At 52.4% G+C, this 24,914-nt stretch carries 20 protein-coding genes and 1 riboswitch; of the genes, 2 read left to right on the top strand and 18 right to left on the bottom strand.

Annotated features, from left to right (window positions below):
- Positions 1-87 precede the first annotated feature (87 nt).
- On the top strand, positions 88-837 hold the full coding sequence (locus FS806_RS20245; protein ID WP_144940244.1) for a MerR family transcriptional regulator: 750 nt from the start codon (positions 88-90) through the stop codon (positions 835-837).
- 72 nt (positions 838-909) lie between these two features.
- Here the strand turns inward: FS806_RS20245 and FS806_RS20240 are convergent, their stop codons facing one another.
- The 18 genes from FS806_RS20240 to FS806_RS20155 all read right to left on the bottom strand — a co-directional run bounded on the left by FS806_RS20240 (position 910) and on the right by FS806_RS20155 (position 23,394).
- Positions 910-1,785, bottom strand: coding sequence for an MBL fold metallo-hydrolase (locus FS806_RS20240; RefSeq protein ID WP_144940242.1), 876 nt, complete (start codon positions 1,783-1,785; stop codon positions 910-912).
- Positions 1,786-1,829: 44 nt separating this feature from the next.
- Positions 1,830-2,450 carry a thiamine phosphate synthase gene (gene thiE / locus FS806_RS20235; protein WP_144940240.1) on the bottom strand — a complete coding sequence of 207 codons (621 nt, stop codon included), beginning with the start codon at positions 2,448-2,450 and terminating at the stop codon, positions 1,830-1,832.
- On the bottom strand, positions 2,451-3,221 hold the full coding sequence (thiM, locus tag FS806_RS20230; protein ID WP_144940238.1) for a hydroxyethylthiazole kinase: 771 nt from the start codon (positions 3,219-3,221) through the stop codon (positions 2,451-2,453).
- Positions 3,218-4,024 (bottom strand): bifunctional hydroxymethylpyrimidine kinase/phosphomethylpyrimidine kinase, encoded by an 807-nt coding sequence (gene thiD, locus FS806_RS20225; RefSeq protein ID WP_144940236.1) that lies wholly within the window; start codon positions 4,022-4,024, stop codon positions 3,218-3,220. The genes thiM and thiD overlap by 4 nt, the downstream gene beginning before the upstream one ends.
- On the bottom strand, positions 4,021-4,713 hold the full coding sequence (tenA, locus tag FS806_RS20220) for a thiaminase II (RefSeq protein WP_144940234.1): 693 nt from the start codon (positions 4,711-4,713) through the stop codon (positions 4,021-4,023). The genes thiD and tenA overlap by 4 nt, the downstream gene beginning before the upstream one ends.
- A gap of 205 nt (positions 4,714-4,918) precedes the next feature.
- A riboswitch (TPP riboswitch) is annotated at positions 4,919-5,029 on the bottom strand.
- A 65-nt stretch (positions 5,030-5,094) separates the two neighbouring features.
- A complete protein-coding gene (locus FS806_RS20215; RefSeq protein ID WP_144940232.1) occupies positions 5,095-6,036 on the bottom strand; it encodes a carbohydrate ABC transporter permease in 942 nt (313 codons plus the stop codon).
- Between the two features lie 93 nt (positions 6,037-6,129).
- Positions 6,130-7,026 carry a carbohydrate ABC transporter permease gene (locus FS806_RS20210; protein WP_144940229.1) on the bottom strand — a complete coding sequence of 299 codons (897 nt, stop codon included), beginning with the start codon at positions 7,024-7,026 and terminating at the stop codon, positions 6,130-6,132.
- On the bottom strand, positions 7,023-9,254 hold the full coding sequence (locus tag FS806_RS20205; RefSeq protein WP_144940227.1) for a DUF5696 domain-containing protein: 2,232 nt from the start codon (positions 9,252-9,254) through the stop codon (positions 7,023-7,025). The genes FS806_RS20210 and FS806_RS20205 overlap by 4 nt, the downstream gene beginning before the upstream one ends.
- 24 nt (positions 9,255-9,278) lie before the next feature.
- Entirely contained in the window at positions 9,279-11,324 is a 2,046-nt protein-coding gene (locus FS806_RS20200) for a YIP1 family protein (protein WP_144940225.1), read from the bottom strand.
- Between the two features lie 383 nt (positions 11,325-11,707).
- Complete coding sequence (locus tag FS806_RS20195) at positions 11,708-12,601, bottom strand: carbohydrate ABC transporter permease (protein WP_222126733.1); 894 nt, start codon at positions 12,599-12,601, stop codon at positions 11,708-11,710.
- A gap of 292 nt (positions 12,602-12,893) precedes the next feature.
- Complete coding sequence (locus tag FS806_RS20190; protein ID WP_260982184.1) at positions 12,894-13,835, bottom strand: carbohydrate ABC transporter permease; 942 nt, start codon at positions 13,833-13,835, stop codon at positions 12,894-12,896.
- Positions 13,836-13,929: 94 nt separating this feature from the next.
- The gene (locus FS806_RS20185; RefSeq protein WP_144940223.1) at positions 13,930-16,908 is read right to left on the bottom strand and encodes an extracellular solute-binding protein; all 2,979 of its coding nucleotides are present in this window, start codon (positions 16,906-16,908) and stop codon (positions 13,930-13,932) included.
- 20 nt (positions 16,909-16,928) lie between these two features.
- On the bottom strand, positions 16,929-18,263 hold the full coding sequence (locus FS806_RS20180; protein ID WP_186328452.1) for an ABC transporter substrate-binding protein: 1,335 nt from the start codon (positions 18,261-18,263) through the stop codon (positions 16,929-16,931).
- A gap of 500 nt (positions 18,264-18,763) precedes the next feature.
- Positions 18,764-19,006: a glutaredoxin family protein gene (locus FS806_RS20175; RefSeq protein WP_144940219.1), complete on the bottom strand. Its 243-nt coding sequence runs from the start codon at positions 19,004-19,006 to the stop codon at positions 18,764-18,766.
- Between the two features lie 42 nt (positions 19,007-19,048).
- Positions 19,049-19,987 (bottom strand): thioredoxin-disulfide reductase, encoded by a 939-nt coding sequence (gene trxB, locus FS806_RS20170; RefSeq protein WP_144940217.1) that lies wholly within the window; start codon positions 19,985-19,987, stop codon positions 19,049-19,051.
- A 191-nt stretch (positions 19,988-20,178) separates the two neighbouring features.
- The gene (locus FS806_RS20165; RefSeq protein WP_144940215.1) at positions 20,179-20,913 is read right to left on the bottom strand and encodes a winged helix-turn-helix domain-containing protein; all 735 of its coding nucleotides are present in this window, start codon (positions 20,911-20,913) and stop codon (positions 20,179-20,181) included.
- Between the two features lie 144 nt (positions 20,914-21,057).
- On the bottom strand, positions 21,058-22,107 hold the full coding sequence (locus FS806_RS20160) for an ATP synthase beta subunit C-terminal domain-containing protein (protein ID WP_144940213.1): 1,050 nt from the start codon (positions 22,105-22,107) through the stop codon (positions 21,058-21,060).
- Positions 22,108-22,119: 12 nt separating this feature from the next.
- Positions 22,120-23,394, bottom strand: coding sequence for an acyl-CoA thioesterase/bile acid-CoA:amino acid N-acyltransferase family protein (locus FS806_RS20155; protein WP_144940211.1), 1,275 nt, complete (start codon positions 23,392-23,394; stop codon positions 22,120-22,122).
- A gap of 336 nt (positions 23,395-23,730) precedes the next feature.
- On the opposite strand from FS806_RS20155, the gene FS806_RS20150 reads away from it, so the two are divergent.
- Positions 23,731-24,180, top strand: coding sequence for a hypothetical protein (locus FS806_RS20150; protein WP_144940209.1), 450 nt, complete (start codon positions 23,731-23,733; stop codon positions 24,178-24,180).
- The last annotated feature ends 734 nt before the right edge of the window (positions 24,181-24,914 follow it).

Raw genomic sequence — 24,914 nt, 5'->3', positions numbered from 1 at the left:
TTCAGTTACAAAGGCAGTTAAACGGAATAAGGATTGACTCTGACCCAAGGGGAGGCTTTACAATGCTTGTGGAAGGAGGTAAGGCGGATGGGATACACCGTCAAAGAAGTTGCCGAGATGACCCATGTTACGGTCAAGGCACTGCATTATTACCATAAGATCGGTCTTCTGTACCCCGGAGAGGTGACGGATGCGGGCTATCGACTGTATGGAAAGAAGGAATTGGAGCGGCTGCAGCAAATTCTGTTTTACCGGGAATTGGACTTCCCGCTGCAGCAAATCAAAGACCTGCTGGAAAGCGGTCAAGACCGGTTATCCGTCCTGTCGGATCAGCGCCGGCTTCTTCTTGCCCGCAAGAGAAGACTGGAGGATTTGATTCATACTTTGGAGGAAACGATTCGCAGTACCGAGGAAGGAGAGCCTATGGATACCCAATCTATGTTTAGAGGCTTCGACAGTGAAGAAGAATGGAAGGAAGCTCTGCACGAACAAAGCGAATACTTGAAGGAAAAGTACAACTACGACCTGGAAGCCGGGCCCATCCAACCGGAGGAGTTGAACGAGCAGGCCAAGGAGGCCGTACGCTTTATGAACGGGATGGCGGAGTTCCTTAGGAGCGGGGTGAAATTCGACGACGCAAAAGTGATGAAGCATCTGCGCACACATCTTGATTTTCTGAACCGGCACGGACATTCCATCAATGAAGCGGAATTTGCCGCGCAGGCCCGGTTTTTCGTCCAAGACGATTTCCACCGGGGTATGCTGGAAGCCGAGCAAACCGGCTTGTCCTATTATTTGTGCATGGCGGCCGAAGCCCAGGCTTCAGCGGCTCCCTGAGGCGCACCCAAGGGGTCTCCCCCATCCCTAAGACGGGAGGAAGGATGACGGCAGCGATCTGTTTTCCATAATCTATTGGCCTGCCCGACCTTTGCCCAGAACATATCGTTCATATACTCCGGGGTCGTGAGAAGGCAGGATGGTCAGACCGCTGTTCTCCTTCTCCAAATCGTGCAGCAGCGCAAATTGACTTAGATATTGCGAATAATCGTAATGCGCTATCCGGCTGATCCGGCTTCCGGCCAGCCTGTCACGATAATTGTCCTGCATGTAGACCGCATCCGCGCAGAGCAGGACTCTTCCCTGCCGGGTATGATTGATCAGCAGGCCCATCTGTCCGACGGAATGGCCCGGCAGCGGGACAAGCACAAGCGATTCGTCGCCCAACAGATCCACAGCCTGTGGCAAAGGACCGTATCCGGAGGAAGAATCGAAATCGATCAGTCTGACCCGATTCGGATCGATTTGGTTAAAGAGAGAGGAAAGATAGGCGTGGGGAAACAGCCTTAAGGGGGACCGCCCCTGCGTAAATTCCCATTCCACCTTGTTGACTATAATTTGAGAACGGGGGAAATCATGGATTCCCCCCGTATGATCCACATGCATATGGGACAAGATGACCGTCACCTCATCCGGCTCAACCCCCATCGCCTGCAATTGAACCAGAGCGTGCTCCTGTTCCGTAATGCGAACCGGCGTCGCCAAACGCATCAATCGGTATGGAACGAGGCGGGTTGCTTCCCGGAAACGCGTGGAATAGCCGGTATCGAACAGAAAATAACCGTTCTTCGGATGCCGGATAAGAAAGAATAATGCCGGCCCCCAGATTTGTTGCCGGGGGCGCTCTTTATGCAGCATGTTTAGGGACGCCCGGTAAAATCCGGCGTTCAGGACCGTCAGCTCGCATTGCGGTGCATCTGCCGATACTTCGGGCAATTTCATAGACATTGGACGGGTTCCTTTCTTCATTCACAAGTAAAACGTTGTGGTATTTATAAACGTGCGACCGTTTCCCGGATATTGCCGGACTTCGTAATGGCGGAGACGACGGCAACGCCGTCAGCCCCTGCATCCAGTGAAAGGCGGGCATTGTCCGGTGTGATGCCGCCGATAGCGACCATCGGCATTTCCGGCAGAAAAGCGCGCAGCTCCCGGATCCAGGCGGTGCCGACGGGCTCTTTGGCATCGATTTTCGTTGCCGTGCGGTATACGGGCCCTGCCCCGACGTAATCGGCACAGGCCATCGAAGGCCGACTGGCCTCCTCGATATTCGTCACGGACAGCCCGATGATCGTATCGGGAAAGCGCGCGCGGATCGTGTCTGTTCGTTCATCCTGCTGTCCGACATGAATACCGTCGGCTTGAAGCGGCTCGATCAGTTCCACGTCATTGTTTATGATAAATAAAATACCATATTCGGAACAAATTTTGCGCAGTTTTTTGCCGAGCTCCAGCTTTGCGCTGCCGGACAGCGAACCGGGGCCCTTCTCGCGGAATTGAAAAGCGGTAATGCCCGCTTTCGCCGCCTCCAGCAATATTTCCTCGGGGCTTCGTGTGCAATCCTGGCTCCCCATAATAAAATATTTGCGAAGCTGCGCACGTTGAATTCTCATTTATTTCCCCTCCAAATCTTTAATGTCGTAGGACAGAGCGTCAAGAAAAGCGGGCAGGAACGTACCGGGACCGCGTACTTCGGGACGGGCTGCCGCATACTCCGCCGCCAGCCCGTAGAAGGATACGGCCGTATAGGCTTGCTCCAGGACATCGGCATCGGTCGTCAGGCAGGCGGCCAGAATCGAGCCGAGCAGACAGCCGCCTCCCGTTATTTTGGTCAACAGCGGATGGCCGGTTTCATTAACGAGCAGCTTGTCCTCACTCGCTATATAATCGGTTTCCCCCGTAACGACCGCTATCGTGCTGTAACGCTTCGCCACTTCCCCGGCCACTGCCGACGCATCGCCGCCGCCTATGGAATCAACTCCACGGGTTTCCCACGGAATATCGGCAAGATAAGCCATTTCCCCGGCATTGCCCTTGACCGCGGCCAGCTTCACCTCCTGCAGTATTTCCCGCCCCGCTTCTTTAGTGAAGGCCGAGCAAGCAATCGCCACCGGATCAAGGACAACGGGGATCCCTTTTTGATTCGCGGCTTTACCTGCTTTGATCAATGCCGGCACTTCATCGCGAGAGAGTGTGCCTAAATTGATCAGAACCCCGTCGGATGCCGCTGCCAGCGGTTCCGCCACTTCTATATATTTGGCCATGGCGGGCGTACCGCCGAAAGCGAGCAGCCCGTTGGCGCTGAAATTCATGACCACCTGATTGGTCAGGTGATAGATAAACGGCACTTGTCGGCGAACTTGATCGATAATCGACTGATTCATGCTTGGCTGCCTCCGATCCGCGGCGCCCAATGATTCGTCGGGCCACTGCCTTTCCCAAGCGGCAAGGAATGGCGGATGGCCGCGGTAATATAGTCTTTGGCCTTGCGCACAGCCTCATATAAGGGAAGCCCCTGCGCCAAATAGGCGGTAATCGCGGCCGATAACGTACAACCGGTACCGTGCGTGTTGGTCGTCTCGATTCTATCCGCAGACAGAGCGTACAGCTTTTCCCCGTCGTATAGAATATCTACAGCCTCTCCGCGTAAATGTCCGCCTTTGACAAGTGCGGCTCCGGCCCCGTACAGGTTAACGAGCGCTACGGCCGCTTCCTCCATATCCGCTGTCGTTGTAATCGTACCGCCGGTCAAGCTCTCCGCCTCCGGGATATTCGGCGTGACAATGCTGGCAAGCGGCAGGAGCCTGTCCTTCAAGAAGGCGCGCGCATCCGGATCAATGAGCGCATCCCCGCTTGTCGCTATCATGACGGGGTCCATCACATAAGGGGCTTTAATTTCCGGAATCTTCCTTGCCAGCCATTCCATCATCTCCAAATGCGCAATCATCCCTGTTTTAAAAGCGTGAACCGGTATATCCTCTGTAACGGAATCCAGTTGACGACCGATGAAAGCCGCCGAATGATGGACGACATCCTGGACTCCGGTCGTATTCTGCGCGAGAACGGAAGTAATGACGGACATTCCGTACACCTGCAGTTCTTGAAATGTTTTCAGATCGGCCTGGATACCGGCGCCGCCCGTCGGGTCCGTTCCGGCAATGGTGAGAGCACAAGGAACACGCTTCATGGCGCAGTCACTCCAATGTTTCCGGCGGGCCATGTTTCGCAAGTCAGGGACATTTCCCAGAAGCCGAGCTCGAGCTGGCAGCTTTTTCGAAAGGCGTCGCGCATCCGGTTTTTCTCGGCTTCCGAGGCTTCTTCGGCACAAGCATCGAGCCGCTTGCACAAGGTTTCGGTGAGTGCTTCTATTCCCGAGTCGGCATAGAAAGTAATCCAGCGATAAAAAGGATGGTTCGCTTGAGGCTTATATTTCTCCATGAGCACCTTGCCGATTTCCAAATAGGTCCATGGGCACGGCAAGAGAGCGGCGTAGATTTCCCCGAGTGAACCGGTATAGGCATGATACATCATATGCTTCACATAATGATCCGCAGTTGGCGGGAGTGGATGACCCTGCAATTCCTTATAGGAAACGCCGATATAGTCGCACAAATTCATATGCGGGCCGGTTTCCGAGTGTAAGGTAAAGCCTACCTGTTCATGGAAAAAGGCAATATCGCTGCGAGTATCCGACTTGGACATGGCAATCGCATAGATTTTCATAAATGCGTTCAAATATTCAAAATCGGCTTTTACATAATGCATGACCGCTTCTTTGGCAATATCTCCGCGGCCGATCCCTTCTACAAACGGATGATGGAAAATCATTTCGAACAAATCCTGGTTGGTTTCCCGTAATTGTTGAGTAAAAGTCATTGGAACCGCCTCCTTGAATGTTGAAAATCAATAGAATTGCATAGAATCGCTTGCAAGTTCAGCCGAATGGGCTGCAAATTGGCTGGATGGAGAAGGAACCTCCTTTCTTCATGGGGGGGGAGAGGGAATCGGATAAATAAAAAAGAACCGATTCATGGCATTCATGAACCCGGTTCTTGGTCTGCGGAAATAATAGGGTATACAAATACCCTAGTGACTACTTCCCTCCGCTGGTACTAACCAGATCAGGTTCATAAGAGTTGGAAGCTATCTGCGTTCCTCTCAGCCCGAATATAGGGCACCCCTAGTAGTTTGAATAATGTATTAAATTGCAAGCAAATTTATATTAACATATCTGGAATAGACTGTCATCCAACATTTTCATCCTACAATTCCGGAGCGTTCGATACTCTTCATAAAGTAACGCTGAATTTCGAGATAGAGAATCAGGATTGGAAGGATGACAAGGACACATCCGGCCATCGTTGTCGCCTGGTCCACATTGGCGCTGGCCGTCCCTCCCGACATCGAGTTCAGCGACTGCCCGAGGAAGGGCAGCATCATCGGCAGAGTAAATTTATCACGGTCGACCAGGAAGATGGCCGGCTCGAAGAAATCGTTCCAGTGCCACACCACCGAAAGAATCGCCGATACAAGTATAGGCGGAATGGAGACCGGCAGCACGATACGGATGAAGGTTCGCAGTGCGCCGCAGCCGTCCACCCGGGCCGCATCCTCCAGCTCATGAGGCAAGCCGCGGAAAAACTGGCGGAAGATGAAGATAAACAAGGCCCCGCGCAGTCCGTTAGCGAAGAAGCTCGGCACAACCATGGGCAGAATCGTATTGATCCAGTTCAATTCCTTGTATTGAATAAACATCGGCACGATGATCGTTTGCGGAGGCACTATCATGGTAAACATAGCGAGCGCGAACAACAGCTCCCTGCCCGGGAAGCGGAAGCGGGCGAAGCCGTAGCCGACTACCGCGCAGGACAGCATCTGGCCGGTAACGGTGAGCAGCGTCAGGACGACCGTGTTTTTCAGATAGGGCAAATAATTAAGAGCCGCGTAGGCGTCGAAATATCCCTTCACACTGAACTGCTTCGGAATCCAGTATACCGTCGGATCGACCAGATCGCCCGGGGATTTGAACGAGGTCGAGATCATGAAGAGAAACGGATACAGGAACACGAACGACAGTCCGATCAGAAAGAGATAGATGAACAGCCGGTAGATGCGATATGCGATTTTCCACCTGCGAATCCCTTCCGCGGCCAAAGCCATTCTTGCCCCGATACTCGGGCGGGTACGAACAGTCTGCATCTTTAAACCTCCTCCTTATGCTTCCGCATGTAGCCGCATAGACTGGGATGGCTTCCGACATGCCGTTGAAGCAAGAGCGCCGCCCACTCTGTGTTACCTGTCCCCTGCGTAAAATACGCTCTTGCGGGTCAAGGTGAAGATCAGCACAATCAGCAGAAATACGAACACGAAATAAATCCAGCCGAGCGCCGCGGCATAACCGAACTCAATATCGGTGAACGCCACCTTCTGGATATAGCGCATAACGTTATTGCGCATGTCCGTGAACGAGTCCACCAGCGTGAAAATTCCGTTGAGAAGCAGCACCGGGGTCATGAGCGGAAACGTAATTTTCCAGAACATTTCCCAAGGAGTGGCGCCGTCACATTTCGCCGATTCATACAGCGAATCCGAAATTCCCTGCAGTCCGGCCAGAAAGAGCAGAATCTGGATTCCCGTCTTCCAGAAAATGATCGTCAGTCTGCCCATGATGTCGGACAGCGTCTTGACCAAATCATTCGGCAGGTACATAGCGATGGCTTCGGGCACCGCAAGCCCGTTGGCAACGCCTTCGCGCATCATTTCCGTCGGGTCCTTCACCGCATCCAGCCCGCCTATCCCCTGGCCCAGAAGCTGCTGCATCACGAAGCCCGAGCCGATCAGCACCGGCAGGAAGAAGGCTCCGCGGAAGAACATCCGGCCTACGGTTTCCTGGTTTAATAAAGTGGCGATGAAGAAGGAAAAGACAAGGATGAGCGGAATCTCAACGATGGCATCCTGAATGGCCTTATAAAAGAACGGGATGAACTGCGTGTCCTTCAAAATCGCTTTCGAATAGTTGTCCCAGCCGACGAAGGTCATCTGCAAATCAGCCACCGCCTGAATTTCACGAAAGCTCATATAGAGAGACTTGATCAGCGGATAGACGAGGAAGGCGGCAAAGCCGACCAGCCACGGGGAGATGAAGAGAAGCCCGCTGATCCTCTTTCTTCTTTCCAGGCCCAGCTTCATTCCCCCACCTCCTTGGTCAAAACAGCGTAATTCAGCGGTTTAACCGTCGTCCCTTCCGTCTCATAAGGAATAGAGCCATAATTGACGATTACCCTCGTTCCATCCTCGTAACCCGTCTCGTATACATTCCGTTCCAGCTTGCGATGAGAGGTCATCGCGAGCCCCCAGGTATGCCCGAGCCTCTCGTTCAGCTCCCGGTACTGCTCGATGATGACCGGAGCCCATTGCCCGAAGGCAGAGCTGAACAGCTTGCGGTATTCCGTGAAGCGAAGCTCCTCCGGCTCCTGCCAGGTCAATTCGTAGAGAGGCATACTTCCGTATTCCACCCATCTAAGGAATCCCTGCCGCTGATCGTGATGGATATTGAGCGGGATGTCGCCGCTGTACGGAATGCTGCCATGGACAATCATCGGGTAGAAAGGAACGGCCTCGTCTGTGAAGACGTAGCGGGAGTCCTCCAGCGGAAGATCCGACAACCGGTCCGCCAGGTGAAGAACATATTGATTTCCGCCGTGAACCGCCGCCTTCCCGTTCATCTCCCGGGATTCCCGAAGCATGGAGAGCCACTGCCCGACGGTTCCTTCCCTGGTCAGAGGGTTCCATTCGCTGTGATCGGCAACAGCCAAATCCCCATAAGCTTCAAAATCGATTCCGCTCGCTCCGTATCCGGACAAAGTCTGCTTATGACCGGAGTCAAAGCGGCTTGCCGCTGTCACTGCATTCAGCAGCAGCGAATCTCCGTAATAGTTCTGCAGCGGCAGCCTGCCCGGGTCCTTCATGACCGCCGACATCTTCCTCACGCCCAGATTATCCGCGTTAGCATGAACATTGTTGAAATTCAGAAACAGCTCCAGGCCGTTCTCCTTCATCGTTCGGGCGAGCCGCTTCAGCCCGGAGGCACCGCCCAGCTCGCCGGCAGCAGCGGTTCCGTCCGGAAAATCCCCGTATCCTCCTGTCATCCACCCCTTGACAATGACGCTCATCTCCTCCACTCCGGCTGATTTCAACTGCTGAACAATATTCTCCGCCTGCTCGAAGGTCGTAGCCTGCACGAAGCGATCCTTCAGCACCCGTTCCTCCTTCACGCCCATAAACAAATTCAAGGCGAGAGGAATCGTCCGGCTGTTCTTCTCTATCGTCCTATGAAGCTTGCCCGATTGAATCAGGTACTCCCGATAAATATCGGCCATATCCGGATATTCCGCCCTGTCCTTCGGCAGAAAGTGATAGGCGACTTGATGATCGAAAGCCCGCATAGTGGTTTCTACCCTTCTGGCGTGTTCCCCTTTGCGGATCGCTGCGGAATATTCGCGCCGGTAGAGGAATTCCGCGGAAACGCGGTTCACATTGACCAGGTAACCGCTTGGAGCATAGTGAATCTTCGATTCAAACTCTCCTTCCGTGATATAAGCCACGAATCCTCTGCCGTTCTTATGGACTCCGAATACCGGTAAATAAGCGTTCTCCGCTCGTTGTCCGTTCCTCTCGAATATATCCTCAGAGCCGTAGACAAGCGCAGAATACTTTTCCCTGTATTGGGGATGGCTTTCCTTGAAATAGGAGATCGCTCCGCTGCCATCCGGATAGAACATATACCCCTTATCCCGATCGGAAGCCGCTCCCAGATTGGGAACCGGCTCGATGGAGACAAGGGCGTAATTCCCTTGCTCGCGGATTTCCGTAACCGGTACGGAGACGACCAGACGGTCCTCATCAAGCGTGAACTCGATCGCGAACTGCAGGCCGAGATTGTCAAACTGATACGTAACCCTGATTCCGTTGTCCACCGCTTCTTTCCCGATTGTGGGCGAGCTGGAAATCAGGTTGGAACTAACCACCTCATGGGTGGGGCGTCCAATATCGGCATAGGAGAAATTAAACGGCGACTTCAGACTGTCCTTAAGGAGCTGACTCCCGCCCGCCTCTTCGTCGGAAACATCGGAAGCCGACAGCCATACCGCGCCTGTTTCTTTGTCCTCAACGGCAATAGAGGAGGTAAGCGGTTCGTAGTACAGCGACAACCGCCGGTTCTCCGCCACTTTCTCATAGACGGAAAGATCGCCCAGCTTATCGAGAACCGCTCTCGGGAAATCGGCATTCTGCTGGCCGGCCCCATCCCCCATGACCCCTTGCTCCACCGTATAATTCTCCAAAGCATATATGAAAAATGTCAGCAGCCCAAGCACAACGGCCCAGGAGATCCATCGCAGCACACGTCGAGGCGTCAAGCTGTCCCCCCCTCCTTTCCTGCGTTACTGGCTTCGGATGTAAAGCTCCAGGAAGAGCTCCTTCGCAAATTTGAATATGTGATTCATCAGCACATAAAACAGTGTGGCGGCGACCAGCAGTGCGAGCATGGCGAACAAGGTTACCAGCATCACACGTATCGTTTGGCCGACTGAATAATCATTCATCTCCCTGAATTGAATCAGAAACAGCCAGCCGGTCCAGATCCATATACACACCCGCAAGCCTTCGTAAATCGCTTTCTCATCCAGGGATAAAATGCTGCTGAGCAGAGTGGTCAGCACGGTCCCCACTATCATCGGAATCATGGCATAAGCGGAAGCGACCGCTATCTGTTTAAGCTTCGATTCCCCGTCCATTATGGAGGTGATTGCCCATCCCGATACCATCCAGGCAAGCAGCGGGACGATAATCTTGGACGTTTCCAGCCACAGGTTGGCAAATTCGGGACGCGTTCCCGCATAATGAAACCCGGTAAAATAGATTTCAAAAAAACGGGCGGCCACAAGCATCAATATAAGGAGGATAGCCGGAATCCAACGGGGGCGGCTCTGAATCCGGGAGAAGGCCTCCGATGGGGAGAAGAGCACCATGACCGCGTGATCCCATGCCGGAACGGAGGAAGGGGCAAATTCCACCTTTTTGGCATAACGCCCCAGCCGGATGACGGCCATGTACAAGCCGGCCAAGAGCAAGCCTGAAGCAAGAACCAGCCAGCCGAATTGCTGTCTCATCAGCATGTGGCGATATTCCTGGAACGCTTTCGAATAATTCGCCTTGTCTTCGCCCAAGCGGAAGTGCTTCATCGCCTCCTGCCATTCTCCCTGCTTGAAGAGCGCCTTCCCCACCCCGCGGTGAGCCAGATTATAATTGGAATGAATCGCCAGCACCTCCTGCCACGGACTCATCGCCTCCTCATAACGGCCTTCGTGGAACAGCCGGCTTCCTTCGTGAACCAGACTTGCGAAATGGTTGGTGCGAAATACTTGAATCTCCCCCCTGCCGCGGTCGAGCACATACAGGAGTCCTTCGGAATCGACGGCAATGCTGACCGGTTCCTGGAAGAAGCCGGTTTGCGAACCGCTGCCGCCAAATACGAGGAGATTGTTGCCCTCCTGATCGTATTGATAAACCTTCCGTTGATTGGAATCGACCACGCTCAGAATCCCGCTGCGATCCACTGCCACGTCAACCAAATTGGCGGAGGTGAAGATTCCGTTCCTCCCGCTGTATTCTCCATACCGGGCGGCCGGATAAGTGTTGATGCCGACGAAGTTGAACTGCTTCAATTCGTCGGAATCGGTATTTTCAATGACCGTGTACAGACGGCCTTCCTCAGGGTCGATCGTCACGTTGCGATGATTGGGGGGCACTTTCTTCCCCAGAGCCTCCCTCTGCTCCCTGGTGGCCAATTCCCGCAGAATCCAATCCCGCAGATTAAACTTCAGCTTGTTTGGAGCCAGATAGCCTTGAAAACCGTTGGTGCCGTCAATCACCAGCAGTCCATGATAATCATTGCCGCTCTGCACGTACAGATTCCCCCCCGGATCAATGACGAACTTGACCGGGGCGAAAGGAAAATCCGGGTCGATCAGCTCCGATTCCGGAGCCACAAACTCCTCGACAAGCTCACCCTCCGGCGTCAGATGCACGATTCTGGAATTGCCCGAATCCGCAATATAGACGTCTCCATCCCGCTCCACAAATACCCCTCTTGGAGACATCAACTCCAGCCCGTCCTCCTCCGTTCCGAATACCCGCAGGATTTGGCCGAGCTTATCCATCACGACCACCCGGTTGTTATCCGTGTCCGCTATATACAGACGGTCGGCAGCATCGATGAACAGATCCTCGGGGTTCTTGAGCATCCCGTAATGATAATCTCCGATCAGCACCCTTTCCACGGAATAACCGAGAGGGGTAGGGATTTTGTATCCTTCCTTGTCGATCACATAGCTCTCGGCCGGCTCCGCTAATACCGGGAAGCTCTGAGCCACTCCGAGCACGAAGACGGCCAGCGCGATTCCGAGCCTTCGCATCCACTTGTTCACCCGATCCCTCCTCCTCCGTGTAATATTGAACACTACTCGCCAAAACTTAGACTATCCTCCACTGTAATCATGTAACGGATCTGAAAGACCCTATTTCGACAAAATAGGCGTTTTTTTCAGACTAACGGACCTAAACGCCCTTATTTCATTGAAATCCTCATACTTTCGCCTGCATTTCTTGGAATAAGGTCATCCGATTCCGTTAAAATGACCGAAAGGCCCTTTTGGAGCGAATAAGGTCTCTGGGGTCCGTTAAAACCAAACCGCGCACATGATCTTTGGTTTTTGGTTGTATACCCTAAATCGACAGTCTACTCCGGGTCCGTTAAAGCTGCCGGAAGGCCTTTCCAGACCGATTAAGGTCTATCGTGTCCTATACGCCTCTATGACTTGATGCCGGAATGCGCCATCGTATCCATTACCTGCCGCTGCAGGATGACGAACAAAATGATCGTCGGTATCGTTGTGACGAACGCCCCGGCAGCCGCCGCTCCCATTCGTCCGACGGTTCCGTTGGACACGCCCGCCATAGCCAGCGGCAAAGTTTTCATCGCTTCGCTGGTCGTATAAATCAGCGGAGTGAAGAAGTCATTCCAATTTGCGATAAAGGTAAAAATGACGACGGTTATCCACGCCGGCTTGACCATCGGCATAACCACCTTCCAGAACGAGGTCCATTCATTCGCTCCGTCCACCCTGGCCGCCTCCAGCGTAGCTTCGGGAATTTGGTCCATAAACTGCTTCATGAGAAAAAAGTTATACGGAACAGCCAGCTTCGGCAGGATGAGCGCCCAATAGCTGTCGATCAAATCCAGATTGGAGATGACGAAATAGGTCGGAATTTGCGTTACCTGGGGCGAGAACATCAGTGCAGAAATAATCAAAGCAAACAAGAAGCCGGTCCCCGGCAATTTATATTTTGATACAATGAAGGCGCCCATCGAACAGATCACGACGCTGCCCAAGACGGTGGCCACGGTGGTCAAGACGCTGTTGAACACATAGCGGGTGAAGGGCACCAGCATTCCGTCCGTAGCGATAAACAGGTCGCTGAAGTTCTTCAGCGTCGGCTTCATTACCCAAAACCGGGGCGGATACATGAACAGCTCGTCGAGCGGCTTGAAAGCTGTGGAGATGACATAGACAATCGGGGCAGAGGTCAGGACGACCAGCACCAGCATGACCAGATGCAGAACGACCCGGCCCGGCTTGACCATGCGGACTCGGCGCAGCTTACGCCACATAGGTTTGACCCATTGTCGGGTTATTGCCGTCAAAGCAGGTTCCCCCCCTTCGGTTTGGACTTCGGCCCCGGCATTCTCCGAATCAGATCCGGATTAAAGCACAATCGTGATTGCCTTCTGCTTTCTCGATGAATCATGGCGTAAACGAGGCTGCTCACAGTCAGTGAAGCGTTGCGCCAATGACACTGCTGACCATCGATAGAAGCGTCGCACCAATGACACCACCGATCATCGATGAAGCGTCGCACCAATGACACGGCTGACCATCGATGAAGCGTTGCATGAATGGTGATGCTGACCCCTCGTAAAATCATCTCATGTTCGATCACTGATCCTTCGAAGACAGCAGCCTCATACAGATCCGCCCGAGAGTGAGCGTGAACAGAAACAGCACTACGGCGATTGCCGAGGAATAGCCCAAGTCAAAACGGATAAAGGCATAATCGTATAAATGAGCGACAATCGTATGCGCCGCATAATTCGGGCTGGGCATTCCGGTCAGCACCGTGGCGATATCGAAGACGGCGAAGGAGCTGACAATCGCGTTCACGGCTCCAAACAATAGCTGCGGCTTCATCATCGGCAGCGTAAGCAGCCGCATCTCCTGGAATTTACTGCGTATTCCGTCGATTGCCCCGGCTTCGTATATATCCGTCGGCACATTGCGCAAGCCGGCGAGGAAGACGAGGAAGCCCGCTCCCATGCTCATCCAGAGCGACACGAACATGACGACATAGAGCATCGTCTCCGGATTGCCGAGCCAGATGATCGGCCGCTCCAGCAATCCGTTATGAATGAGCAAGTTATTGATCAGGCCGTAGCGGTCGCCGGAGAAAATATAGAGCCAGACGACCGATAAAGCTACAGAGCTCGTGATCGACGGAGCATAGAAAGCAAGGGCGAAGCCGTTGCTGAACCGCAGATTATGAATGATCCAGGCGAAGAAGAAGGACAGAAAGTAGCTAAGCGGACCGGTGACGACGGCAAAAGCCAGCGTATTCTTCACCGCCGTCAGGAAAATATCGTCCTCCAGAAAAAGCAGCTCATAATTGGTGAGTCCGACCCAGCGCGCAGGCTGGAGCATATTGTAGTAGCTGAAGCTTAATCCGATGGACCACAGCACCGGGATCACAATAAAGAGAGTGAACAAGAGAACAAATGGAGCCAGCATCAAATACTGCAGCTTATGCTTGTGAAAATGGGAAAGCCTTTTCCTTTTGCCAAGCGGCATACCGGTCTCGCTGACGACTGCGGTTTTTCCCGTCACCTGACCCCTCCTTCCTGATACACCGGCCGGCCAATCAGAGTGAAGTCTGGTTCGCCGGCCTTCATCATCTGGCTCCGCTTCCTCGATGATCATCTTATCTTGGCTTGCCGAATCCGTACTCCTCCTGCTTCGCCTCCAGCTCCCGGTTGATGTCCTTGACCGCTTGCTCCAGCGATTCGCGCGGATTCATTCCCGACATGACGACCCGATTCCAGGCATTGGTCAAATGCCTGTTCGTAAAATAGCCGCCAAGGACGACCGGTGGCTCCTTGAACCACTTCCATTGCTCCTGGAAGGTCATCAGGTCCTCCTTCGGCCACGGAAGCTCCTGGAAGGCCTCGGCATTGGCGCTGTTCCATCTCGCCTCCACGCCCAGCAGCGACTCCAGCTCTAGTCCGAATCTCTGCTGCGTCTCCTTGCTCATCCACCATTTCAGAAACTGCCAGGCTTCGTTCGGATGCTCCGACTGCCGGAAGATGACGGTTGCCTTCAACGCTCCCCCCGCCGAACGGTCCACCGTGCCGTCAAGCTGCTTCTTGCCGGGGGCCGGAGCGATTCCCCAGCGCCCCGCCAATTCCGGAGCCGCAGTAGATAGAAGCACATAGTGCTGGTACCCGGCCAATCCGATCGGCATCTCTCCGGAACGCATCCGGTTGAAGAAATCGGCCTGGATCGGAATCCGGTAATTCGTATACAAATCCGTCCATTCCTTGAAGGCGCGATAAGCTTCCGGGGAGGCCAAGCCGGATTCCGTTCCTTCCTCATTGTAGAATTGGCCTCCGTGCTGATATAGGAACGGATCGATGACCGGCGGAACGAACGCGTTCATCCCGTTTCGCTGAAGAACGGGCAGAATTTGATACAAATCATCCCATGTATCGGGAATGCCCAGATGCAGCTCGGCCAAAATATCCTTACGATAGACCAGAATGTTGAAATCCTGGGTTTCCGGCAAGGCGTAATCCCCGCCGTTGTAGCGAAACGGAACTAACGCACCGGGCAAAAACCATTGCGAAACCTCTTCATAATCCGCAAACTGGTTCAGATTGACGACGGCATCCCGGATGGCGAACTCGACCGGAAGCAGCCCATCTACACTGACCGCCACATCCGGCGCTTTGCCGGAGCTTGCGGCCAGCAGCAGGGTGTTCACTCCCCCTACAGCCAGTTGGCCCGCCGGAATCGTATTCATATTGACGGCGATCCCGGACTCCGGGGTAAAGGTTTCGTCTGCCAAATCTTTAAGCAGCTCCGCCCATTCCCGGCCGTTCCCCACCCATACATCGATGACGACGGCATCCTTGCCGTCCTCTCCCAGAGCTGGCGTGTCTCCCACACTGTTGTAATCTTTGCTGAAGGAATTCAAGAAGTTCTGGAACGTGGCATACGAACGCTGGAAGATGTTGGACATCGCCTTCGGCCATGTCGTATCGGGCGATGCCACGATCAGGTAATCCAGCACCAGCGGAGCTTCCTTCAGACTCAGCAGCCAATTGCCGAGCTGTGCCTGGCTGTTCGTCATATCCTCCAGTTGGGCAGGAATGCTGTCCGGATTTCGGATCATCCGCGTGAATTGATCCTCTATCATCTTCAGGCTCTGCACCACCGCCGGATTCTTCCCGGAGAGGCGCTGTATTTCGCCGATCTGGAAACGAAGCTGCTCCGTAATCGCGGACAAATCGTCCAGCAGATTCGGAATCCGCCGATCCAGATCATAGCGGTAATTGAGATCGGGCTTCGTCCCCGTCACCATAATGATCTTGCGATTAAGATCGGAAATTTGCCGGATCGTCTCCATCAGCGACTGCAGCACTTCCCGATACGGGCCCAATTGCACCGTCATCCGGATGGTGTGCTCGCCTTCCTCCAGATAGAACAAGTAATCCTCTTCCCCGTCCCCGAGAGTATCAATCCTCCAATGCTTGTCGTAAGGGAAAGCAAATTCCTCCAGCTCCCGAAAAGGAACGCGGCCGTCCACTTCGATTTTCCGGTAGCCGGGCAGACCGTCCCCCCACCATTGGCCGGCCTTGATGCCAATCTTGTACAGCCCCGATTGGGGAACCGCGAAGGTCCAGGCTATCGACTGCCCGCCCTTGCGCCAACGGTAGTCTCCGATGACATTCAAGCGGATATTTCCTTCTGCCGCCGGCTCCGTTATCGGATCGGAATTCGTTTCCCTGCGGATGGTCGGATCGGTTTTGTAATCCGCCTGCTCCGCCTGAATTTTTACAGCCGTATCCTCCGCTTCTTTATAGCCTTTCTGCGCATACTGCTGCTTCACCTCGGCATAGGTCGGCACAATCTCCGGAGGAACAAGCGATATCCGCGACAATGCGACAGGCTCCCGAATCATCTCCATTCGGAGGGTATGCGTCCCCTTCTCCAGATAAAAGCGGAAAGGCTCCGCATGCTTGCCTTCATTATCCGTCAAGCGGACCGTTTCCCAGTGCGGAGCCTCCACCTGCCGCGGCCGGACATCGTCTCCCTTGCGGTTCCTGACCGGCTCCGCGGCGTCCTTCCAGAATCGATAGAAGGACAGCCGCTGGGCTTCGTTGAAAGGGAACTGGCCATCTATTTTCAAGGCCCGATCAATGGAAGACCTTTTCCCTTCTATGGGGAAATAATCCACCTCTATTTGATAAAACCCGCTCTCCTTAATCTCCGCCGTCCACTCGATCCATTCCGTCCCTTCATTCCAGATCAAGATAGGCTCCGTGCGCCCGCCTATTCCCGTCTGGATAAGCGGGGCCGCCTGCGGATCATCGCCGAATCCGCTGTACTGGCTCGCAGGAATATCGATCCTCTCCCCGGCGGCATCCGTCTTTCCTTCCTCCTGCTGCTTGCGGACGGCATGGGCATAAACGGGCAATTGGTCTTCGGAATATGAGGTAAATTCAATGGGCTTAAGCTGTAGAGCATCCTTATATTTATCCGCCAGCTTCTGCGATGCACCCAGGTCTTGGGACGGCATGGCGGATAACAGCAGCGCCAGGCTGACGGTAACCACCCATGATGACCGGCGGCGAAGAACGGATGTGCGATTACCGCCCGGAGGCATGCGATTATTTTTCATAGCTCGGATGCGGCCTCCCGTTATTTCGCATACTTCTCGAGGACCGGCTTCATTTTATCCGCAATTTGCTTGCCGGCCACCTCCGGTGTCAGCTTGCCGTCCAGCACCTCGGTATAGGCAACGCCGATTTCATTCCGGTATTGCGGGGTATAGGGCATGGACGGGAAGCTGAACAGATTTGGATTTTTGGAAGCCTCCAGATATTCCTTGAAGCCGGGAACCCCTTCGAAGACGTCTTGGTCGATCGCCTTGAGCACCGGAGGCAGATTGCCGATGCCGGCATTGAATTCGGCTGTATTTTCCGGCTCCAGGAACCAGCGGATGAATTCCCAGGCTTCGTCCGGATGCTTGGCGCCTTTGGGAATATAGAACGTGCTGGTACTAACGGAGGCGGAGCCTTTTTTGTCCGGATGCTTCTCATCGTATGGCAGTGGAGCGATCCCATAGTTGAAATTCGGTGGAGCAAACCGCTTGATAAAGCTCGGCACCCATTCTCCCGCAACCATCATCGCGTATTTGCCCGTGAAGAATGGATCGTCCGCCGTATTCACCGCTCCCAACGAATTGAAGAAAGGACTCAGCTTCTCGCTGCCTCCCGCCTTTTTCCATAAATTCGCGTTGTACTTCATCGCCGCCAGAAAGCCGGGGTCCTGCGGAGTGATCTCCTGTTTCTCTTCGTCATAAAATTTCCCGCCGAACAAATAAGTAAAATCATAGATCGGCAGGTTCGGATTAAAGGCGAGCCGCTTGATTTCCCCTCCCGCTTCAATTTTGTTCAGCTTATCGAAATATTCGGCCAACTGCTGAACCGTCTCCGGCGGCTGATCGTAGCCTGCCTCGGCGAGAATGTCTTTATTGTAAAGAAGCATCGAAATATGCATGGCCACGGGCAGCGCGTAGGTGACTCCCTCATATTGGTTCTGCTCCAGAGCCCCGGTGACGAAATCCGCCGCAGTTATTCCGCTTTTCTTCATATAATCGTCGAGCGGCGTCATCGCTCCGTCCACACCGTAAGGAACGCTGTTGTTACCAAACTGCGAAGCCACATCCGGAGGGCTCCCTGCCGTAATGGCCGTAAGCTGCTTACTATAGTCGGCTTCCAGTGTCCCTTTGACGATAATACGGTCCTGGCTGGCGTTGAATTTATCAATCAGGCTCTTGATCACCTGCTCCTCCGGGCCTCCCCATCCATACCAGAAGCTGATCTCGACCTTATCCTTTCCCTTGTCTCCATCGTCCTTCTCCTGAACTTGCCCCGTGGGCCCGGGATCCGGTTTGCCGCCGGAGGTGCAGCCCGCCAGCAGCGATACCGCCAGCAGAGCGGTTCCTACGGATGCCATCGACTTGTATCTCATTGCCATTCCTCCCCCGCCATTTTTTCATTTAACTACTGTGTGAGTCCTTCGCTATTTTTCCATCCGAACGGATGTATACAAGCGCTTTCAAAGTAACGGACTAGTCTTATTTTCCTTTGCCCGTGAACGTTTTTACCATTTGACTTGCGCCTCTGAGATTTCGCTTCGCTGCGTGCCCATCGTTTTTAGGACGGTCCCCCCTTTATGTAACCGTTCTCCATCCTTCGGAAGGCTTCATGTCTAGGCTGCTCCGGTTTTCTTCACTCATTATACGGTAAGGCTAACAAGGGACATTGAAAATTTGTTCACAGAATTTGTGATTTTCTCCAAATTATTTATGACGATTTTACTGATCCGATCGGACATGAAGACCCGTTGATGAGGCGCCGCGCCACAGGCGTCTTAATGGATTTTGTCCAACTTGCTCCTCCAGGGCGAAAGATGGAAAATAAACAAAAAACCGCCATAACGGCGGTTTCTCTTTCATTCGAACACTTTTCTTACGGTCTCTCGGCCAAAACCTTGCTCAGTGCGCTTTGGTTAAAGCCAACGATTTTCTCTGCTCCGACCACGGTAACCGGAACGGCACGTATGCCGGCATTCAACAGATCCTCGGCGTATTTTTCATCCTTGTCGACATTACGCTCCTCAAAGTCCACTCCCTGTTCGTTTAGAAAATGCTTCACGCGTGTGCAAGCAGGACAATAAGTGCTGGTATAAACGATGACTTTATGAACGGACATCCGAATCCTCTCCTTAATAATAAAGTAGCAACGGTTATACAATTAAACGGTTTCCAGCTCTAATGCTTCGAGATAACGTTCGCAGTCCAGCGCCGCCATACAGCCTGTTCCGGCTGCACTGATCGCCTGCCGATAGCGCTTGTCTTGTACGTCTCCGCAGGCGAAAACCCCCGGAATATTGGTCTCGGTCGTTCCCGGGTTCACGATCAGATAACCTTGCTCATCCGTAGTCAACTGCCCATCGAGGAATCGTGTATTTGGCGTATGACCGATCGCCACGAAAATTCCGTTCGCTTCGATCATTTCTTCCCGCCCAGTCTCATTGTTCCTCACCTTAAGACCGGTCACCCCCTGTTCTCCCGCCGCCACTTCCAACGGGGTGTGGTTCAGTGCCCACGTAATCTTGGCGTTGCCGCGTGCCCGATCCTGCATAATTTTGGAGGCACGAAGCTCATTGCGCCTGTGCACTACAACGACTTCGGAAGCAAATCGGGTCAGGAAGCCGGCTTCCTCCATCGCCGAATCTCCTCCGCCCACGACAATGATCTTCTTGTTGCGGAAGAAGAAGCCATCACAGGTGGCACAGGTGCTGACGCCGCGGCCGACGTTCTCCTTCTCGCCGGGGATGCCCAAATATTTGGCCGAAGCCCCGGTCGATACGATGACGGTCTCCGCTTGAATCTCTCCGATTCCTTCTACCAATAGCGTGAACGGCCGCTTGGACAAATCGGCCCGGTTTACCCAACCCGTACGAAACTCGGCGCCGAAGCGTTCCGCCTGCTTGCGCATATTGTCCATTAATTGCGGGCCCATAATCCCGTCCGGAAATCCGGGGAAATTCTCGACATCGGTAGTTGTTGTCAATTGCCCCCCGGGTTCCGGTCCTTCAATAACCAGAGGATTCAGGTTGGCCCGCGCCAGATAGATGGCTGCAGTCAAGCCTGCTGGCCCCGTTCCGATGATGACGGATTTATATAACATGCAATCAGCCCCTTCTGTAATAATTATTCTTAATTGAAAATAATTTTAATAAAATTATAGCATGGCCGGGATCCCCTATCATGAAGGTTTGATGAAGAAATATAATGTCGGCAGCTTTTTATGCCAATTAGAAAGTTGTTGGAACAAAAAAACCTCCATGAATGATCATGAAGGGTTGGTTTAGATTGGAATCAATCGGCAATCCGATAGCCGATTCCTCTGACTGTGGCGATGTACTTTGATTTTCTGGGATCGTCGCCCAATTTGCGCCGCAGGCTCTTGATATGAACATCGATGGAGTTGCTTCCGCCGAAATAGCTGTCCCCCCAGACGAAGGACATCAGCTCGTCCCGGGACATCACTCCTCCATTGAGAAGCAAGCCTTTAAGAAGATCGAATTCGGTTTTGGTCAGGTCCACTTTGGTGCCGCATTGGCGTAAGGTGATTTTTTTCAGGTCCATCACAAGATCCTTGTAGCGTAATAAATCACCTCCGCTCAGCTGGCCTTCCGATGAATCGCTGCGGACGACAAGCTTCTCGATCTTCTCCACCGCTTGTTCTATCGGGCATGGCCATACCAATACGTGACTGTGCGGACAGTCCGCTTCCTCCTCTTTGCATAAGAAGAGAATTCGGCGGTCTGACGTAGTGTTAATATCTATGGGACTGGATAAAATGCCCTTGGTCCGGTCGATAATCATAAGATCGCTATCCATCGTCTGCAGAACCGGATCATCCTCATGATGAAAGACCAGGACATCGAAACAGCGAATCGTCAGCGCAACAAATAGAGACCGTACGGAAGCGGGAAACGGGCTCACAATGACAATTCTCCGCGTAGTCTCGCAGATCGGGCCTGTCTCTGAATTCAGGTCAACGGCGACAGGAACTTCACTTCCGGCACCACTGTTTTCAAATCGTTGCATCCGCACTCACTCCTTTGTCCAAAAGTCATGTCAAACGCTAAACGTCGCATGATTTAATATCCATCATAAAAAATTTCTTCTTCAGCTGTCAATCGAGACCTGTACCCTACTCATTATGCAGGTGGGTTATGCCGGAATGCATGATTACAGCGGCAGCCGGCCGATATTTTTCAATTCCTCTGCATTTAAATGATCGGCTTTGCCGTCCAGAAGAAGCTTCACATCCTCCAGTGTTTCGTGTACGGAGCACCATTGACCCGGTCTCTGTGTAAATGGCTCGGCCGTATAAAACGGTTGGGATAGAAAAGCCTCCAGTCTTTCACCCCGATGATACAGGATACGATCGGCTTCGCCAAGCTTGTCGGCTCCCTGGATTTGCAGCATAGGCCTCAGCTCCCGGTACCGGCGGAGCACCTTTCTTGCCCGCTGTTGAACCGCTAAATGGGCGGATTCGAGCTGTGCTCCTTCCAGAATGATGGACGTGGACAGTATGGGGTCGATCGCCGGATACAATTGTCTTGTGGGGAGCTCCATATCGAACCGGATCAAGGTGTCCAATGGCCCGTAAGGCGCTTCGACATCCACCGCTTCTCCCCGGGGATCGACCAGAAAGATCGTCAATGGCCTCGCGCCCTCTTCCTTGATCCTTTCTTTCAAAGTGTACCATTCACCGGACAGAACGATAGCCCGGTCGGCTGCCAGAATGACATCATGTTCTTCTCTGAAATGAAGGATTTGATGAACGGCTTCATCCAACGATAAGCATATTCCATCCGCCTCTTCAACAACCTCCTCGATCCCCGGGCCTTCCTCCTTGGGCTTCCAGAACAGCGTCGTATAGCCGCGCTTTCCTAACCGGTTAAGCAGTTCAGCGAGCAGAACCATCTGTCCTGTTCCAGGTCTGGCCACCAGTCCGGTAATTCCGCCTCTCACTATGGGGGCCAGCAAGTCCAGCACTTTAATTCCGGTTTCTATCATTCCGCGGCCGTTTCCTCTTATAATGAGTTCGTCGAGTGTGCAGCCTGCAATCGAAGCAAGGATGACCAGCGTACGTACCTCTGCACGGCCTACGGGAATTTTGCCCGTACACAGGTTCGATACTGTGGCGGGCCTTAGACCGGCCGCTTTCGCGGCTACCGTCAAATTGGGTACACGACGGCGAAGAAGCGGAACATTCAACTGTAAATCTTCCATCCGGTTTCTCCTCTATTCATCAGAAATTTCCATTAAAAATTGTTTAATCCGATTCCATGATTCCAAGGATGCGATGTAATTGTTGAACGGTGTTCCTCCATTCATGGACAGTTGTGTGGTCGGAATGTACGGATAGCGGACCAAGTGGCCGGTATCTTCGTAATGGAGATGCTCGAACTTGTGGGAGAAGCCCTTCGCCTTGAGCCTGGCCGCAATTCTTTCGCCATGAAGCTCCGCCGGCCACCAATGATCGTCCGTAGAGGTAATGATCAGGATAGGGCCGGCGATTTTTTCCACGGGAATGGTCACTTCCTCCAGCCTGTCGCATTGCTCGAATGCTGCTTTATGAATATGGTCAATTCGTTTGTACGTTTTGAAGCAATTTAACGCTTCCTCACACTGCTCATTCGTCCATTCTACATAAGGCAGCGCCTTCCCTTGGTACGACCAGGATGAATACCGCCTGTACGAATGATCGGCCCCCGGTTCAATATGTCCTATGCAGGCGGTAGAACTCGGACTGGAAGCAATAACGCAGCCGATTTCGGGAAAGACCGTGCCCAGGATAAGAGATAACTCCGCGCCCTTCGACCGCCCGAATACCGCATTACGGTCCGGCCGAACCTCCTGCCGGTGCCGCAGCCATTCAATCGCCTGATAGAAATATTCCAGAGGGATTTCCTGCAGGTGTTCCGGCAGATGCTCGAAGCGGAAATAGGCCAGGGCCAATGAAGGAAAACCATAGGAAGCAAACAGGGCGGCATAGTTCATAGAGGAAGCTAATCCCCCTTCTCCTCCTCCAAGCACAAGCACCCCCTGTGCCGGTGGCTGATCCGGTAAATAAAAGTACTTTCCAACCAGACCGTGTTCCTTCACATCTTGTACAAGCACTTTCGAGCTTACATACTCCCTCTGAAGGTTGGCTTTCGCCACCCGCCCCTTTGCCGACTCAGCCGATAACATAATCCCGGAGGCTGCCGGCACGAAAGTTAGCTGATCCAGCTTGCGAGTCATCGAATAGCGGACATGACTGACCTTCATCGACCAAAACAAGCCCATTGGATCGACCCCGCTATATGTACCTGCTACAGGGGCTTGCTGATCCAGATGTACTTCCCCGTTAACCCCGGCTATAAACGTTGCGAAGGATTCTGCTTCATAGACCGCCCCGGGCATTTCAGTCATGGCGGCGCGAAGAGTGACCTGCTCGCCAGGCTCTAAACCTGTCATGCGTATGCTTACCTTCTGATCGACTAACGCTGTATCCGGTTCAACAATTAACTCCATGCCAACACCTCCATTTTATTTACTTTATATAGTAACATTAATTACTTTATAGAGCAATTATCAATGGAGTCACTTATTTTCATGGCTATGTGGATCGGCCGCTTTAATGGTGCTGCAACCAAATATTTGAAACATTATTTGCTTGGTTTCGTTATATAGACAGCAAGGAATATGAGAATACCTCATCGAATATGAAAAATATGTTGTTCAAATCGTGCCTGTATACTGTGACCGACACAATTATAAAACTTCGACTAACCGCTCAACTTTAAAAACGGCGTTATTGTATAAAATGTGGTCTTTGGCATAAGTACGTATCAATGGGAGGGTCAGTTTATGAATCTTAAGCGATTTGTTTTAAATCTTTTGTTATTGGCTTTACTTACCACTTTTATTATCGGTTGTTCCAAAAATCAACCAAAAAATGATGAAATTATTTTATATGCTGAAGGTGAGTATTGGAATGCCCTATATACAACAAACTCTTCTCAGACAAAGGAAAGTGTCGTAATTGATTTTTTCTACAAAGGTAATCTATCTGAATTATCTGCCGCTAACGAAATTGTATTTTCGTATGGCACGGTAAATGGAAGTATTGCAGAAACGCTCAGTTACGACAAAATAGATAAAGCTCATTTTTCCATTGCATTCGATGGCGGTTTGATTCACGGCGATGATAAATTAGTGAATATAGTCGGAAAATCGGACGAGAAAATTATGAGTATTATTAAATGGAATGATAAGTCTGAGACATTGCATTTAACTCAATTTGCGAGAAATAACTAACTTTTATGGGATAACAAAGTTTCAACCAACCACCAACTTGAATAGCGGTTTTCCTTTTTATTCTTAAGCGCGCGATTCCGGCATTATTGATCAGCACATCAATCCCCCCGAGAAGGTTCACAGCTTGGTTTGTCATCTTCTGCATTTCCCGTTGTTGGTTACATCAGCAGAGTAGGTGTAAACCTCGCCAAGTGCGGACAGCCCTTCCCGGGTTTCCGCTAATCTTGCTTCATCCATATCACACAGAATACTCGCACCCTTTGAAAATGTAACGGAACAGGGAGACTCTATTTCGTCAAATCAGGCGGTTATTTTAGACTAACGGAAACAGTTGCGCTTATTGCATAGATTTCTCCTATTTTCACGTGTTTTTCTTGAGATAAGGTCATCTGGATCCGTTAAAATATCTGAAAGGCCCTTTTGGAGCGATTAAGGTCTCTGGGATCCGTTATAACCGAACCGTTCAGGTTTTCCACACTAAATTTACCGAAAGGCCCTTCTAAAGCGATTAAGGTCTCTGTCTGGGGGCGGAACGGCCGTGGAGCTCATATTACTTCTATATTCCATCCATTGGGAAGGATTCCGCACCATCTCTCCATTCTTGAGGCATCTATTACCCTTCTATTGAGAAAAGTTCCGGCAACTAAATCAGGTCCACTTAAACTACCACCTGCTCAAAGCAGGTGGATTTAGACATAAATGTCGACGACTAAAGTCGTAGCGTAAGAGTAAAA

Origin of the sequence: Paenibacillus sp. 32O-W, from assembly GCF_007679495.1 — a bacterium.
GTDB lineage: Bacteria > Bacillota > Bacilli > Paenibacillales > NBRC-103111 > Paenibacillus_L > Paenibacillus_L residui.
The sequence above is the reverse complement of the archived record's forward strand: the minus strand, read 5'-3'. Positions and strand labels throughout refer to the sequence as shown.